Here is a 14,766-nt window from a genome sequence, read left to right as displayed (position 1 = left end):
ACAGATTGTTGAACCCAATCCGGCGTTAGCAACGCTATAGGACAACGGGGTCCGCCGGAGCGGTGGGAAATAGGGGCATATGGCGCCGATGTAAAGGGCAGGGTCCAAGAACCTTGCCGGGCCTGGCCTTTCGCCCCGCCTGCGACCCCGCTTCGCAGGCGGGTTTGCTGGACCGGGTCCGGCGCCCATGTCATGACACCGTCGTGGGGCTCGGCGATCACACGCCGGTTATGAGTCCGGCCGCCAAACGCCCAAGGGATATTCGCCATTCATGTCTGACGCAGCCGTTCTATCGGTGCGCCAAGTGTCGAAGAGCTTCGGGTCCCGCCGTGCGCTGGACACCGTCTCCCTCGACGTGGCCCGGGGCGAGATGATCGCCCTGATCGGCCCCTCGGGGTCGGGCAAGTCCACCCTTCTGCGAGCCATCAACGGCCTGGCCCCCATCGACAAGGGACAGGGCCGCATCGACGCCTTTGGCGGCAGCGTCCAGGCCCAGGGGCGCGTGGACCGGGACGTGCGCCGGACCCGCATCCGCATCGGCATGATCTTTCAGCAGTTCAACCTGGTCGGCCGGCTGACCCTGTTCACCAATGTGGCCATGGGCTCCCTGGGGCGGATCGGCTTCCTGCGGGGGCTGCTGGGCTTCTGGCCCGAAGAAACCAAGGGCGCGGCCATGGCGGCCCTGGCCCGGGTGGGCGTGGCCGAATATGCCGGCCAGCGGGCGGGCACCCTGTCCGGCGGCCAGCAGCAGCGCGCCGCCATCGCCCGGGCCCTGGTTCAGAAGGCCAAGATCATCCTGGCCGATGAGCCGGTGGCCTCCCTCGACCCGGTGGCGGCCCGCAAGGTCATGGAGATCCTGCGCGAGCTGAACCGGACTGACGGACTGACCCTGATCGTCACCCTGCATCAGGTCGACTACGCCATGCGCTATTGCGACCGCGTCATCGCCCTCAAGGCCGGCAAGGTGGTCTATGATGGGCCTCCAAACGGCCTGACCCGCAAACAGCTTATCGACATCTACGGTCCGGAATTCGAAGACGTCTTCTGGGAAGGAGCTCCCCAATGATCCGCCGCAGCCTGATCGCCGCCGGCCTGATGGTCGCCCTCGCCCTGGGCGTCTCGGCCTGCTCCGAACGCAAGACCCAGGCTGGCGACCAGCCGGAGGTGTTGAACTTTTCCATCCTGGCGACCGAGAACTCCACCAGCCTCGACGCCTTCTGGCGGCCGATCCTGGCCGACATGGAGGCTGAGATCGGCATTCCGGTGAAACCCTTCTACGGCTCCAACTACACCGCCCTGATCGAGGCCCTGCGGTTTGGCCAGACCGATGTGGGCTGGTTCTCCAACCTGTCGGGTCTGGAAGCGGTCCGCCGCGCTGACGCCGAGATCTTCGCCCGCACCTTCGACCCTTCCGGCGAGGACGGCTATCGCTCTGTGCTGATCGCCAACGCCGCCAGCGGCGTGACCCTCGAGGACGTGCTGAAGTGCGACCGCACCCTGGATTTCGGCATCGGCGACGCCAAGTCCACCTCCGGCACCCTGGCGCCCATGACCTATCTGTTCGCCCCGGAGAACATCGAGCCGGAACGCTGCTTCAAGCAGGTGCGGGCGGCCAACCATCAGGCCAATCTGTTCGCCGTCTCCAATGGCGTGCTCGACGTGGCCACCAACAACTCCACCGCCATTCGCCTGCAAGCCGCGCGGGATGTGGAAAACCGCGCCAACGGCCAGCCCACGGTCACCGACAAGGTCAATGTGATCTGGGAGTCGCCCAAGCTGCCGGAGGACCCCATCGTCTGGCGCAAGAACCTCGACCCGGCGGTCAAGGAAAAGGTCCGGCAATTCTTCCTGACCTATGGCAAGGGCGAGGGTCCCGAGGCCGAACGCCAGCGCACGCTGCTGGCGGCCATCTCCATCGGCGGCTTCCTGCCGGCCGATTCCAGCCACCTGCTGCCGGTGCGCGAGATGGAGGCCACCGAGGCCCTGATCACCGCCCAGAACAGCCGCGACCCGGCGCGCATCACCACGGCCCAGGGTGCTCTCGACGCCATCCGCACCGAGCGGGAAGCCCTGGACGCCCGGGCCGGCGAGGCGCCCGCCACCGCGCCCGCGACCGCCGCCGCACCGGCGGCCGAGTAGTCTTGAGCGCGCCCCGAGTCTCTAGTCAGTGAGCCAGACGCCCGTGACCGCCACCGCGCCCAGCGCCGCCGCCCTGAAGCCGCCGGGGCGCCCGCTCGGCCAGTGGGTCTTTGACGTCCTCCTGTGGGGCGGGATCCTCGTCGTCCTGGCCATCAGCTTCGGCCCGGCCGAGATCGAGAAGGTCCCCCGGCTGTTCACCGGCTCGGACAATATGCGCGAGTTCGGCCGCGCCTTTATCAACCCGGACTTCGAACTCCTGCCCTTCTTCATCGCCCAGATGTGGCTGACCATTCAGATGGCCATGTGGGGCACCGCGCTGGCCGTCTTCCTGGCCGTGCCGCTCGGCCTGCTGGGGGCCCGCAACATCGCCCCGCCCGCCATCCAGTGGCCGGTGCGCCGGATCATGGACATCTTGCGCTCAGTGCCCGACCTGGTGATCGGCATGGTGTTCGTGGTCGCCGTCGGCCTGGGCCCCTTCGCCGGCGTCATGGCGCTGGCGCTCAACACCGGCGGGGTGCTGGGCAAGCTGTTCTCTGAGGCGGTGGAGTCCATCGACAAGGGCCCGGTCGAGGGCGTGCGCGCCACCGGCGCCCACAAGCTGCAGGAGATCGCCTGGGGCGTGGTCCCGCAGGTCGCCCCGCTCTGGACGTCATATGCCCTCTACCGGTTTGAATCCAACAGCCGCGCGGCCACCATCCTGGGCCTCATCGGCGCCGGCGGCATTGGCCAGATCCTGTTCGATAGCCTCAACAGCTTCAACTATTCCCGCGTCGCCGCCATCGCCCTGGTGATCGTCGTCGCCGTGACCCTCATCGACATCCTGTCCCAGGCGATCCGGTCCCGGTTGATCTAGAACAGCTTGGCCGGTTTGAGTCGGAAGCCAAACCTGCCAAGCTGGCCCGATGTTAAGCGCGCCCTTTGTTTCGAGCATCACCGTCCTGGCGTTGGCGGCCATGTCCCTGGCCCTGGCCCGGCGTGTCCCGGCCGGCGCGAAGCTGCCCATGCAGTGGGGCTTCAAAGGGCTGCCGAACTGGTCGGCCCCGCGCGAGATCGCCCTGTCCTTCACCCCCCTGCTGGCGGCCTTCACCCTCACACCCTTCACCCTGGCGAGCCTCTGGGTGGAGCCCGATGAGCGCCTGACCTTCAGGATCGTGCTGGCCCTGGTCTGCCTGGGCTTCATCGTCGCCCACGCCCTGCACCTGTATCTTCTGGCGCGGTGGCTAAGGGCGCAGGACGGACGCTAGGGACGGGCCCCCGCCTCACCCCACGGGCAGATCGAACATCAGCTGGCGCGAGACCCGGACGGGCGGCGAGCCGTAGCCCAGAAGAGTGTCGTGATAGGCCTTCATGTCGAACGCGGCGCCGGCCTTCGCCTCGGCTTCCCGGCGCAGGGACCAGTGTTCGCGCCAGCCGACGAAATAGGTGGGCAGCTGGGCTGAGGAGACCCGGGCCCGCGTCCACTTGCCGGCCGCCTCGCGCTCCTGCTGGAAGGCGTCGTGGGTCATCAGATGCATGGCCTTGGCCTCGTCCCAACCCTCCACATGGACGCCGATGTCGAGGATGGCGTTGGTGATCACCCGCAGCAGGAATTTGAGGTTGGCCAGCCGGTAGAGGGGATGGCCGTCCCGGTGGCCGGCCTCGACCATCACGTCCTGGGCGTAGCAGGCCCAGCCCTCGACAAAGCTCCCCGACCAGAGGACCGAGCGCAGCACCGAGGGATGGCGGTTGGAGATGGCCAGCTGGAGGTAATGACCCGGTGTGCCCTCATGGACGGTCAGGCCCTCGAGGGTCCAGTTGTTGTATTCCCGCAGGAAGGACTCGGCCTGTTCCGGGGTCCAGTCCTCGGGGATCGGCGAGAGCTTGTAGAAGGTGGGCAGCTCCCGATCGAGCGGGCCAGGGGGATCGCAATAGGCCACGGCCACGCCGCGCTGGAACTCAGGCGTCAGGACCAGCTCCACCGGCTCGGTCGGCGGGGTGACGATGGGGTTGGCCGCGACGAAGGCGATGGCGGCGTCCAGCTTGGCCTGGGCGACCGCGATCAGGGTCTCCGGCGTCGCCCGGTCGGCATAGACCAGCTCCAGGGCCGCGGCGATGGCCGCCTGCTCCTGGTCCGCGGTCGGTTTGGGCGGGGTCGGCGGGACGGCGGCGCCGGCCAGGACCTGACGGGCGATGTCGTACATCTCGGCCCGCACCTGGGCCAGGGCCTGCTCGGCGGCGGCCTTGATCTCGGTCCGGCTCAGGGGGCTGTCGAGGGCGAAGGCGAGCTTGGCGTCATAGAGGTCGGCGCCCAGGCGCCATTCACCGGCGGCCTGGGAGACCAGGACGGTGTCGATCCAGGCCTGATGCTCGGCGATGGCGGCCTTGGCGACGGCGGCGGCGGCGCGGAGGTCGGCCTGCGCCTCAGGGGCCAGCGCGCCGGCCTCGGCCAGCAGCAGATCCACCAGGCTCACCAGGCCGGCGTTCTGGCCCGCGACCGTCTCGGCGTGGATCTTTGGCGTGCGGGCCGGGTCGAGGCTGGCGCGGACCTGTCCCAGCAGGGCGGGAAAGCCGCTCATCCGCGCGGTGGCCGAGGCCAGTCGCGTGGGCAGGGGGGCGAAGTCCCGGGCGACGAGGCCATAGAGGGCCGAGCCCACCGACGACTGGTAGATCAGCGGATCCCACAGGTGCGCCTGCAGGGTGTCGTGGCTCCAGACCTCCCCGGCCAGGCTGTTGCGCAGGATGGCGGCGTCCACCTGCCGCTCGCGGCTCAGGTCGGCGGTGTTGAAAGCGCTCAACTGGGCGAGAAAGGCTGACGCGCTATCGCGCCGGGCCGCCCAACCCTGGGGGCTCAGATCATCCAGGCGGTCGTCATAGCGGTGATCCCCCCAGAGGGTGGCGGTGATCGGGCTGAGCCGCAGATTGGCCTCCAGCCAGGCCGCCGCCAGGGCGTCGAAGGCTGCGTCGGCCGGGCTCAGCGCCGGCGTCTGGGCGCGGGCGGCCGACAAGGGAGCCAGGAGCGGCAAGGCCGCAGCGGCCCCAAAGGCCATCAGCATGCGGCGGTCGAGCAGGAGAGGCATGACAGTCATCCCAGGTCGCGCCGAACCCTTGGGCGCAGGCCACTGTCGGCCAGGGTCGCATCACGGGCAAGCGCGAGCCTTTGTCTGGCTCGTCACACTCAGGTTTGACCCGACCATGACGGGAAAGTGGGGGAGGTTCAGACCGTCTTGGGTCGCCGCCGCACCCGGGCCAGGCGGCGGAGCCGGCGCCAGAATCTCGTCTTTTCCGGCTCAGGATAGGGCTGCAGGTTGCGCACGAAGTCCTCGGCGCAGGCCGTCCAGGAGAAGGTCTCCGCAAAGGCCCGCACGGCCTTCCGGTCCAGGCTCAGGGCCTCCATGCAGGCCTCCTTCAGGCCCTCGGTGGCCGAGGTCGCCAGCGCGCCGGCGCCGGAGTCCGGGATGATGTCGATGGGCCCAGGGGCCGGATAGGCCGCCACCGGGGTGCCTGAGGCCATGGCCTCCAGGATCACCAGGCCGAAGGTGTCGGTGAGCGAGGGGAAGACGAAGACGTCGGCGCAGGCGAAGTGGGCCGACAGCTCCTCGCCGAACTTGGATCCGGTGAACACCGCCGTCCGATAGCGTTCGGTCAGCTCGTCCTTCTGCGGGCCATCGCCGACCACCACCTTGGTGCCGGGCAGGTCGAGGCCGAGGAAGGCTTCAATGTTCTTCTCCACCGCCACCCGGCCCACATAAAGAAAGATCGGCTTGGGCAGGTGGGCGAAGATATCGGGCTCGTCCTCAGCGCGGGGACGGAACATCTCGGTGTCCACACCGCGCGACCAGGAGGAGATGTTGCGGAAACCATGCCTGGTCAGCTCGTCGCGCATGGTCGGCGTCGCCACCATCAGCCGCCCCGAAGGCCGGTGGAACCAGCGCATATAGGTGTAGCCCACCGACAGGGGCAGGGGCAGGCGGGCCGAGACATATTCCGGGAAGCGGGTGTGATAGCTGGTGGTGAAGGGCAGCTTCCATTCCACGCAGATGCGCCGGGCCGCGAGCCCGATCGGGCCTTCGGTGGCGATGTGGATGGCCTCGGGCTCGAAGGCCTTGAACCGCTCCTGCACCGGCTCATAGGCCCCGATGGCCACCTTGATCTCCGGATAGGTGGGCAGGGGCAGGGTCTTGAACTGGTCGGGGCTGATCACCTCGACCTCATGGCCCAGCTCGCGCAGCTCGCGCACCACTCGGGTCAGGGTGCGGACCACGCCGTTGACCTGCGGTTCCCAGGCGTCGGTGGCCAGCAGGATGCGCATGGGGCGCTGCACATCCTCCGCCGGGGCGGGGGGCTGCCACATGCGCTGGGCCGGTGAGCGGGCCGGGGGCGGCGGGGCCGCAGGCTCAGGGCGCGCCGGGCTCTCAGCCTGGGGCGGGGCCAGCGGCAGGGTGGCCTGGGCCTGGACCCAGGCGAAATAGGCGCCCAGCAGGGCTTCCCGGGTGGGGAAGTGGCGATAGACGGTGCGCTCGCCGACGCCGGCGTCCCTGGCGATGTCGGCGAAGGACAGTTCGTCGAGGGGGCCGGTCTCCAGCCTTGCGCCCACCACGCGCAGGATCTGGTCGCGGGTGGCGGCCTTCTGGCGGTCGCGGGCGTCGCCGGCGGTCTGGGAATCGTCACTCATGACAGCCTCACTGTCACGAGCCCAACCAGGTGTCAACGCAAGGGCCGCTGAGGCTCAGGCGGCGGCGGTGGCGGCTACGGGGGTGGCGACCGGGGCCGGCCGCGGTTCGGGCTGGCGGCCGGCGGCGGGCTCGAGCGGTTCGGGCAGGGCGTAGGCCTCGCGCACGGCCGACCAGCTGCGCAGCTTGGCCCACTCCAGGATCTCCATGCGTCCGTCCATATGCTCGACCAGGGCGGTGCAGCTCTCCACCCAATCGCCGTCGTTGATGTAGAGGATGTCCTCGATCTGACGCATCTCGGCCTTGTGAATGTGGCCGCAGATCACCCCGTCGACGCCGCGTCGCCGGGCCTCCTCGGCCACCGCGCCCTCAAAATCCTCGATGAAGTGCAGGGCGTTCTTCACCTTGGTCTTCAGATAGGCCGACAGGCTCCAATAGCCGAAACCCATGCGCCGCCGCACCCGGTTGAACAGGGTGTTGGCCGACAGCAGCGCCCGATAGGAATAGTCCCCCAGGAAGGCCAGCCACTTGGCGTGCTGCACCACCCCGTCGAACTCATCCCCATGGGTGACCAGGAACCGGCGGCCATCGGCGCCCTCGTGGATGGCGTCCCGGGCCACGACGACGCCGCCGAAATGAATGCCGCAGAAGTCGCGGATACGGTCGTCGTGGTTGCCGGGAATATAGACGACGTTCACGCCCTTTCGGGCCAGGCGCAGGATCTTCTGCACCACGTCGTTGTGGGACTGGGGCCAGTACCAGCCGCTCTTCATCTTCCAGCCGTCGACGATGTCTCCGACCAGATACAGGGTGTCGCACTCCATGTGCCGGATGAAGTCCAGCAGCATCTCGGCCTGGCAGCCGCGGGTGCCCAGATGGACATCGGAAACGAAGACGGTCCGATAACGTCGGATTCCCAGATCGGTCACGAACGCCTCCGAAGCGCCTCTATCTGACCGTCGGGTAGGCTGATTGCGTGTCGCTTTGATGAAACCGCACTGCAACACTGGCGCCGCAGCATAGCTCGCCATATGTCGGCCGCACTCTGATTGAAGCCTAGCCCGTGCAGATGGACGCTCGAACCTATCCCGCCAAGGAGACTCCCAAGTCTCGCCGGACCCGCGCCCGCATCCTGGACGCGGCCATGCGCCTGTTCGCCGAGATCGGCTATCACGCGGCCACCAACGCCCTGATCGCTGAGGCGGCCAACCTGACCCGTGGGGCCATGCTCTACCACTTCTCCAGCCGCGAAGAGCTGGTGGAGGCCGCCGTGGCCCATATCGAGGTCGAGCGGGCCCGCCTGTTCGAGCAGGCCGCCTCCAGCCCCGCCAGCCCCGGGGTGGACGCCGCCGAGCACGCCATCGACGCCTACTGGTCCCTGCTGCACGAGACGCCCTTCGTGGCCTTCGCCGAGCTTGAGGCCGCCGCCCGCACCGACCCCATGCTGCGCGCTCGCCTGGCCAACGCCCAGAGCGCCTTTGACCGCAACCAGGTCGGCGAACGCTTCCTGGCCCTGACCCAGGCCGGCAGCGATCCCCGCTTCCAGACCAGCCGCGACCTCGGCCGCTTCCTGCTGGAAGGCCTGGCGCGGGGCTCGCTCACCTATGACGAGATCGCCCGGCGCGAACGCCTGCTCGCCGTGGTCAAACGCGCCGTCCGCGCCCTCAACCGCAAGGGCGAGGCCCAGGACCTCTGGGTCGACTAGGGGTTAGTCCGCGAGTTCGGCGCCGGTCGCGATGCGGTCGGCCAGGCGGATCAGGTATTGACCGTATTCGCCCTTGGCCTGGGCGCGGCCGAGATCGGCCAGCTGGTGGCGGTCGATGAAGCCCTTGGAATAGGCCACTTCCTCGATACAGCCGATGCGCAGGCCCTGGCGCAGCTCCAGGGTGCGAATCAGTTCGCCGGCCTGGATCAGGCTGTCATGGGTGCCGGTGTCCAGCCAGGCGAAGCCCCGGCCGAGCAGCTCCACATTCAGTTCTCCGGCGTCCAGATAGACCTGGTTCAGCGCGGTGATCTCCAGCTCGCCCCGGTGGGAGGGTTTCAGCGTCTTGGCGTACTCGCTCGCCCTACCATCGTAGAAATAGAGGCCGGTGACCGCATAGTTGGACTTGGGCGCGGTGGGCTTTTCCTCGATGCCCAGCACCTTGCCGCCCTCGCCCAGCTCGACCACGCCGTAGCGTTCGGGGTCGTTGACCGGATAGCCGAAGACCGTGGCGCCTGTCATCCGCTCGTCGGCGGCCCGGAGCATCTGGCCGAAGTTCTGGCCAAAGAAGATGTTGTCGCCGAGCACCATGATGCTGGGCTCGCCGCCGACGAACTCTTCACCCAGCAGATAGGCCTGGGCCAGGCCCTCAGGCTTGGGCTGGACGATGAATTCGAACCGCACGCCGAGCTGAGAGCCGTCGCCGAGCAGGCGCTGAAAGCCGGCCTGGTCCTCCGGCGTGGTGATGATCAGGATCTCGCGGACCCCCGCCAGCAGCAGGACCGACAGGGGATAATAGATCATCGGCTTGTCGTAGATCGGCAGGAGCTGCTTGGAGACCGCCAGGGTCAGGGGATGCAGCCGGGTGCCGGAGCCCCCTGCCAGGATGATTCCGCGTCTCACGCCGTCTCCTTCTGGGCCATCAGCTCGCCCACCACGTCCTCCAGCGCCTCCTGCCAGGGCCGCAGCTGCAGGGAGAAGACCTCCTGCATGCGGCCCGTGTCCAGCACGGCGTTCAGGGCCCGGCGGGCCGGCGTCGGAAAGGCGCTGGTGGGGACGGCCTCCATGGCCGGCGGGTCATCGGGGCGCGTCTGGGCGAAGATCGCCCGGGCCATGTCATAGCGGCTGGCGGCGCCGGCGTTGACCACATGCAGCAGGCCCCATTCCCGGGCCCCGGCCGGCGCCTTGGCCAGGCGGTCCCCCTGGCTGAGGATGAAGGCGGCCAGATCGCCGCTGGCTGTGGGGCAGGCCCGCTGGTCGGCCACCACCTTGAGCACCGGCTGGGTCTGCGCCAGCCGCAGCATCATCTGCAGGAAGTTCTGGCCATAGGCCGAGAACAGCCAGGAGACCCGCATCACCAGGGCCCGGTCGCAGGCGTTCAGCACCGCCTGCTCGCCGGCCAGCTTGGAGGCGCCATAGACGTGCAGCGGGGCCGGCGCGTCGGTCTCGACATAGGCGCCGGCCTTGTCGCCGGAAAACACCATATCGGTGGAGATGTGCAGCAGGGGCAGGCCCCGCGCCTGGCAGGCCCGGGCCATGGCGGCCGGGGCCCAGGCGTTGACGCCGTAGGCCAGGTCCGGCTCGGATTCGGCCTTGTCGACAGCCGTATAGGCCGCCGCATTGAGCACCAGGTCGGTCTCGCCGGCCTCGCCGATGGCGCGGGCGATGGCCTCGGGATTCGTCAGATCAACCTCAGCCCGCGACAGGGCGGTGATCTCGACGCCTGGACCAGCACGGTCGAGCATCTCCCGGGCCAGTTGCCCGGTGGCGCCGAACTGCAGAATCTTCAGGCTCATGCCTTGGCCAGGCCCAGCCGCTCGGAGTGGAAGCCCTGGTCGCGGATCGCCTGCCACCAGTCGCGGTTTTCAACGTACCAGGACACGGTCTGGGCGAGGCCTTCGCTCAGGGGGGTGGCAGGCTCCCAGCCAAGCTCAGTCTTCAGCTTGGAGGCGTCGATGGAGTAGCGGAAATCGTGGCCCGGCCGGTCGGCGACAAAGGTGATCTTTTCGGCGTGGGGCGTATTGGCCGGCGCCAGCCGGTCGAGCTCGGCGCACAGCATCTGGATGACCTCCAGGTTGCGGTGGGTGGAGTCCCCGCCGATGCAATAGGTCTCGCCCAGACGCCCCTTCTGCAGCACCAGCAGCAGGGCCTGCGCATGGTCGTCCACATGCAGCCAGTCGCGGACCTGGCGGCCGTCCCCATAGACGGGGATGGTCTTGCCCTCCATGGCCCGGACCACGACCGTGGGGATCAGCTTCTCGGGAAACTGGAAGGGGCCGTAATTGTTGGCGCAGTTGGTGATCACCACCGGCAGACCATAGGTCCGCCCCCAGGCCCGCACCAGATGGTCGGCGCCGGCCTTGCTGGCCGAATAGGGGGAGTTGGGATCGTAGGGCGTCTCTTCGGTGAAGGCCCCGTCTTCGCCGAGCGCCCCGAACACCTCGTCGGTGGAGACGTGATGGAAGCGGAAGGCCGCCTTGGCCGCGCCGGCCAGGCTGTTCCAATAGGCCCGGGCGGCTTCCAGCAGCACCGCCGTGCCAGTGACATTGGCCCGCACGAAATCGAGCGGGCCGTCGATCGCCCGGTCATTGTGGCTCTCGGCCGCCAGGTGCATGACCGCGTCCGGTCGGTGGCGGGCGAAGATGTCAGCCATCCTGCCTGCGTCGCAGATGTCGGCTTCTTCAAAGGCGTAAAGGGGCGAGCTCGCCACGGACGCCACATTGGCCAGGTTGGCCGAATAGGTCAGTACGTCCAGATTGACGACCCCATGGCCCTGGGCGATCGCCCTGCGGACCACGGCCGACCCGATGAATCCGGCCCCGCCGGTGATCAGAATTTTCATGCCGAACTTTGTCTGCGGGGCCCTTGGGGGCGCGCCCGATCAAATGGTTAGCCCTGCCTCATACAGCGAAATGCGGCGGGCTCAAGACGAAGGGGCCTGCGCGGCCGGGTTGTGGGTGTTCACGCCCCCGCCTAGGATTGAGCCAGATACGCGTATGGACGCGGGCGGGAGCGTCTCTTGGAACCCTCTGACACTGCGCCCCCCGACCCCGCCCCAACGGGAAACGAGAAGAACCGCAGGCGCCCGCCGGACCTGACCACAGGGCCCATCCCCCGCGGTCTGCTGGTCTTCACCCTGCCCATGCTGGGGGCCAACCTCCTCCAGTCCCTCAATGGCACCGCCAACGCCGCCTGGGTCAGCCATATCCTGGGGCCGGCCGCCCTGACGGCGACGGCCAACGCCAACAACATCCTCTTTCTGCTGCTGGGGGCGGTGTTCGGCCTGGCCATGGCCGCCAACCTGCTGATCGCCCAGGCCGTCGGCGCCGGCGCCACCGCCGAGATCAAGCGGGTGGCCGGCGCCAGCACGCTGTTCTTCGCCCTTTTGTCCCTGGCCGTAGGCCTGGCGGGCCTGGCGCTCGCCCCGGCCATCCTGGCGGCCATGGGGACCCCGGACGACGCTCGCGCGGACGCCGTCATCTATCTGCGGGTGATCTTCGCCGCCCTGCCCTTCATGTACTTCTTCTCGTTCGTGATGATGGCCATGCGCGGGACCGGCGATTCCCGGACGCCCTTCTACTTCTCTCTGACCGCCGTCGCCCTCGACATCATCCTCAACCCGGTCCTGATCCTGGGCCTGGGGCCGGTCCCGACGCTGGGCATCGGCGGCTCGGCCGCCGCCACCCTGCTCAGCCAGACCATCGCGCTCACCGGCATGATCGTCTTCCTCTACCGGACCGGCAGCCCGCTCGTTCTGCGGCGGGGGGAATGGGGCCTGCTGCGGCCCGATCCCGCCATCCTCAAGACCCTGGTGTTCAAGGGTCTGCCCATGGCCATGCATATGCTGGTGGTCTCCGGCGCCGCTGTGGTCATGCTGGCCTTCGTCAACGCCTATGGCTCCCAGACCGCGGCGGCCTATGCGGCGGCCATGCAGGTCTGGACCTATGTCCAGATGCCGGCCATGGCGCTCGGGGCGGCGGTGTCATCCATGGCCGCCCAGAATGTGGGGGCTGGCCGGATGGACCGGGTGGAGCATGTGGCCCGCACAGGCGTCCTCTTCGCCCTGGTCATGACCGCCCTCCCCATCGGTCTGATCTATCTGGCCGAGCCGCTGATCCTGCGGATCTTCCTGCCCGAGGGCAGCGCGTCGATCCCCATCGCCCGCCACATCAATTCCATCGCGCTGTGGGGCTTCATTCCGTTCGGGGTGGCCTTCATCTTCGCCGGCGTCGTGCGGGCCACCGGGGCGGTGATCGCCCCCCTTCTGGCCATGGTGGTCTCGCTCTGGGTGGTGCGTATTCCCTTCGTCCAGCTGATGACCCCCGTGCTCGGGTCCGACGCCATCTGGTGGAGTTTCCCGCTGGGCAGCATCACCACCGTGATCCTGGCCGGGGGCTATTACATCTGGGGCGGCTGGCGGGGCTCGACCCTGGCCCCTCCGCCGCGGGGCGCGGTCGCCGACACCGGCCAGGCCACCCCAGCGATGGCGCCTTTGGCGCGCGGCGACTGAGGGATCTGCGGCGTATGGCGCAAGGGCGCCGTGGGTAGGATTAGGTCGGTTTCGGCTTTCGCTCCTCATAAAGTCGCAGAAAATCAATAGGTTATTCGATCTTGTCGCCCCCAGTTGCGTCGCGCCCCTGCTCGCCTGATAATGTCGGGAGGCGACCGCAGCCGGCCGCCATAATTCGAATATCTAGTATGTTCGGCGCCCCGAAACATACCGCATCTACGAATTGCCCGGTCAGTCGGGCGCCAAGGAGGACGACATGGCCTGGGACTTTGAAACCGATCCCGAATTCCAGAAGAAGCTCGACTGGATCGAGGACTTCATGCGCGAGGAGGTCGAACCTCTCAGCCACCTGGGCATGGCCGCCCATGGCCCGCTGGGCCGCGAGACGTTCATCAAGCCGCTGCAGCAGCAGGTGAAGGACCAGGGCCTGTGGGCCTGCCACCTCGGCCCCGAGCTCGGCGGCCAGGGCTATGGCCAGCTCAAGCTCGGCCTGATGAACGAAAAGCTGGGCCGCAATTCCCTGGCCCCCACCATCTTCGGCTGCCAGGCGCCCGACACCGGCAACGCCGAAATCATCGCCCACTACGGCACCGACGCCCAGAAGGAGCGCTGGCTGTGGCCGCTGCTGAACGGCGAGATTCGCTCGGCCTTCTCCATGTCCGAGCCCACCGGCGGCTCTGACCCGCTGACCTTCACCACCCGCGCGGTGCAGGACGGCAAGGACTGGATCATCAACGGGGAGAAGTGGTTCTCCACCAACGCCCGCTATTCCAAGCTGCTGGTGGTCTATGCGATCACCGATCCGGACGCCAAGGACCCCTACCGGCGCACCTCCATCTTCCTGGTGCCCACCGACACCCCTGGCGTCGAGATCATCCGTAATGTCGCGGTCGGCGGCGGCGGCGAGATCGGCGGCGGCACCGAGGGCTATATCCGCTACAATGACGTCCGCGTGGGGCCTGAGGCCCTGCTGGGCGATCGCGGCGCGGCCTTTGTCATCGCCCAGGTCCGCCTGGGCGGCGGTCGGGTCCACCACGCCATGCGCACGGTCGGCGCCTGCCGCCACGCCCTGGACCTGATGTGCCAGCGGGCGGTGTCGCGCACCACCCGGGACGGCCGCCTGTCGGACCTGCAGATGGTGCAGGAACAGATCGCCGACTCCTGGATCGCGGTCGAGCAGTTCCGCCTGCTGGTCCTGCGCACCGCCTGGCTGATCGACAAGCACAAGGACTACAACAAGGTCCGCAAGGACATCGCCGCCATCAAGGTGGCCATGCCCAAGGTCTATAACGACGTGGCCACCAAGGCCGCCCACCTGCACGGGGCGCTCGGCGTCTCCAACGAAATGCCCTTCATGCGGATGGTGACCAGCTCGCTGGTCATGGGCATCGCCGATGGTCCCACCGAGGTGCACAAGGTGACGCTCGCCAAGCAGATCCTGAAGGACTACCGGCCAGAGAACGACCTCTTCCCCAGCTATCACATCCCGCGCCTGCAGGAGGAAGCCAAGGAGAAGTACGCCAAGGAGCTGGGCGAGCTGAAGGAAGGCTACGCCAAGCTGAAGGCCGAACGGGAAAACGCCCCGGCCTGATGGGTCGCGCGTCGCTCCCAAATTTCGTCATGCTCGGCCGTGTGCCGAGCATCCCTCTCGGCGGCCGGCGCAAGCCTCGAGAGGGATCCTGGGCGCAAGGCCCAGGATGACGGTGGAGGGGGTAGGCTTGAGCCTTCCGGTTCGCTACGCGTCAGCAGCGCGGACTTGCCTCGCG

General features: G+C 68.2%; 13 protein-coding genes and 1 pseudogene. 7 read left to right on the top strand and 7 right to left on the bottom strand.

Annotated elements, in window-relative coordinates; genetic code table 11:
* The first annotated feature begins 271 nt into the window (after positions 1 to 271).
* From phnC to Q8K84_RS06795, 4 genes are read left to right on the top strand one after another with little or no spacing between them, the layout of a single operon-like run.
* Positions 272 to 1,066, top strand: coding sequence for a phosphonate ABC transporter ATP-binding protein (phnC, locus tag Q8K84_RS06810; protein ID WP_305281859.1), 795 nt, complete (start codon positions 272 to 274; stop codon positions 1,064 to 1,066).
* Positions 1,063 to 2,139 (top strand): phosphate/phosphite/phosphonate ABC transporter substrate-binding protein, encoded by a 1,077-nt coding sequence (gene phnD / locus Q8K84_RS06805; RefSeq protein ID WP_305281858.1) that lies wholly within the window; start codon positions 1,063 to 1,065, stop codon positions 2,137 to 2,139. Before phnC ends, phnD begins: the two co-directional genes overlap by 4 nt.
* 28 nt (positions 2,140 to 2,167) lie before the next feature.
* A complete protein-coding gene (phnE, locus tag Q8K84_RS06800; protein WP_370867847.1) occupies positions 2,168 to 2,992 on the top strand; it encodes a phosphonate ABC transporter, permease protein PhnE in 825 nt (274 codons plus the stop codon).
* A gap of 49 nt (positions 2,993 to 3,041) precedes the next feature.
* Positions 3,042 to 3,383, top strand: coding sequence for a hypothetical protein (locus Q8K84_RS06795; protein WP_305281857.1), 342 nt, complete (start codon positions 3,042 to 3,044; stop codon positions 3,381 to 3,383).
* Positions 3,384 to 3,398: 15 nt separating this feature from the next.
* Here Q8K84_RS06795 and Q8K84_RS06790 read toward each other — a convergent pair whose 3' ends face one another.
* From Q8K84_RS06790 to Q8K84_RS06775, 4 genes and pseudogenes are all read right to left on the bottom strand, one after another.
* Positions 3,399 to 5,195 carry a DUF885 domain-containing protein gene (locus Q8K84_RS06790; protein WP_305281856.1) on the bottom strand — a complete coding sequence of 599 codons (1,797 nt, stop codon included), beginning with the start codon at positions 5,193 to 5,195 and terminating at the stop codon, positions 3,399 to 3,401.
* Between the two features lie 137 nt (positions 5,196 to 5,332).
* A complete protein-coding gene (locus Q8K84_RS06785; protein ID WP_305281888.1) occupies positions 5,333 to 6,427 on the bottom strand; it encodes a glycosyltransferase family 1 protein in 1,095 nt (364 codons plus the stop codon).
* A gap of 171 nt (positions 6,428 to 6,598) precedes the next feature.
* Positions 6,599 to 6,790 (bottom strand): annotated as a pseudogene (locus Q8K84_RS06780) (TetR/AcrR family transcriptional regulator); the annotation flags it as partial.
* 54 nt (positions 6,791 to 6,844) lie between these two features.
* Complete coding sequence (locus Q8K84_RS06775; protein WP_305281855.1) at positions 6,845 to 7,717, bottom strand: UDP-2,3-diacylglucosamine diphosphatase; 873 nt, start codon at positions 7,715 to 7,717, stop codon at positions 6,845 to 6,847.
* Between the two features lie 140 nt (positions 7,718 to 7,857).
* On the opposite strand from Q8K84_RS06775, the gene Q8K84_RS06770 reads away from it, so the two are divergent.
* Entirely contained in the window at positions 7,858 to 8,493 is a 636-nt protein-coding gene (locus Q8K84_RS06770; RefSeq protein ID WP_305281854.1) for a TetR/AcrR family transcriptional regulator, read from the top strand.
* A gap of 3 nt (positions 8,494 to 8,496) precedes the next feature.
* On the opposite strand, the gene rfbA is transcribed toward Q8K84_RS06770, so the two are convergent.
* Genes rfbA through rfbB form a run of 3 tightly spaced genes read right to left on the bottom strand, consistent with a single transcriptional unit; the run spans position 8,497 to position 11,332 of the window.
* Entirely contained in the window at positions 8,497 to 9,393 is an 897-nt protein-coding gene (gene rfbA, locus Q8K84_RS06765; protein WP_305281853.1) for a glucose-1-phosphate thymidylyltransferase RfbA, read from the bottom strand.
* Positions 9,390 to 10,286: a dTDP-4-dehydrorhamnose reductase gene (gene rfbD, locus Q8K84_RS06760; RefSeq protein ID WP_305281852.1), complete on the bottom strand. Its 897-nt coding sequence runs from the start codon at positions 10,284 to 10,286 to the stop codon at positions 9,390 to 9,392. The genes rfbA and rfbD overlap by 4 nt, the downstream gene beginning before the upstream one ends.
* A complete protein-coding gene (gene rfbB / locus Q8K84_RS06755) occupies positions 10,283 to 11,332 on the bottom strand; it encodes a dTDP-glucose 4,6-dehydratase (RefSeq protein WP_305281851.1) in 1,050 nt (349 codons plus the stop codon). Before rfbB ends, rfbD begins: the two co-directional genes overlap by 4 nt.
* Before the next feature lie 177 nt (positions 11,333 to 11,509).
* Here rfbB and Q8K84_RS06750 point away from each other — a divergent pair, with 177 nt between their 5' ends.
* The gene (locus Q8K84_RS06750) at positions 11,510 to 13,000 is read left to right on the top strand and encodes an MATE family efflux transporter (protein ID WP_305281850.1); all 1,491 of its coding nucleotides are present in this window, start codon (positions 11,510 to 11,512) and stop codon (positions 12,998 to 13,000) included.
* A gap of 256 nt (positions 13,001 to 13,256) precedes the next feature.
* Positions 13,257 to 14,591, top strand: coding sequence for an acyl-CoA dehydrogenase family protein (locus Q8K84_RS06745; protein ID WP_305281849.1), 1,335 nt, complete (start codon positions 13,257 to 13,259; stop codon positions 14,589 to 14,591).
* The last annotated feature ends 175 nt before the right edge of the window (positions 14,592 to 14,766 follow it).

Origin of the sequence: Phenylobacterium sp., assembly GCF_030679875.1 — a bacterium.
GTDB lineage: Bacteria > Pseudomonadota > Alphaproteobacteria > Caulobacterales > Caulobacteraceae > Phenylobacterium.
This window is presented reverse-complemented; position numbering and strand designations above follow the sequence as displayed.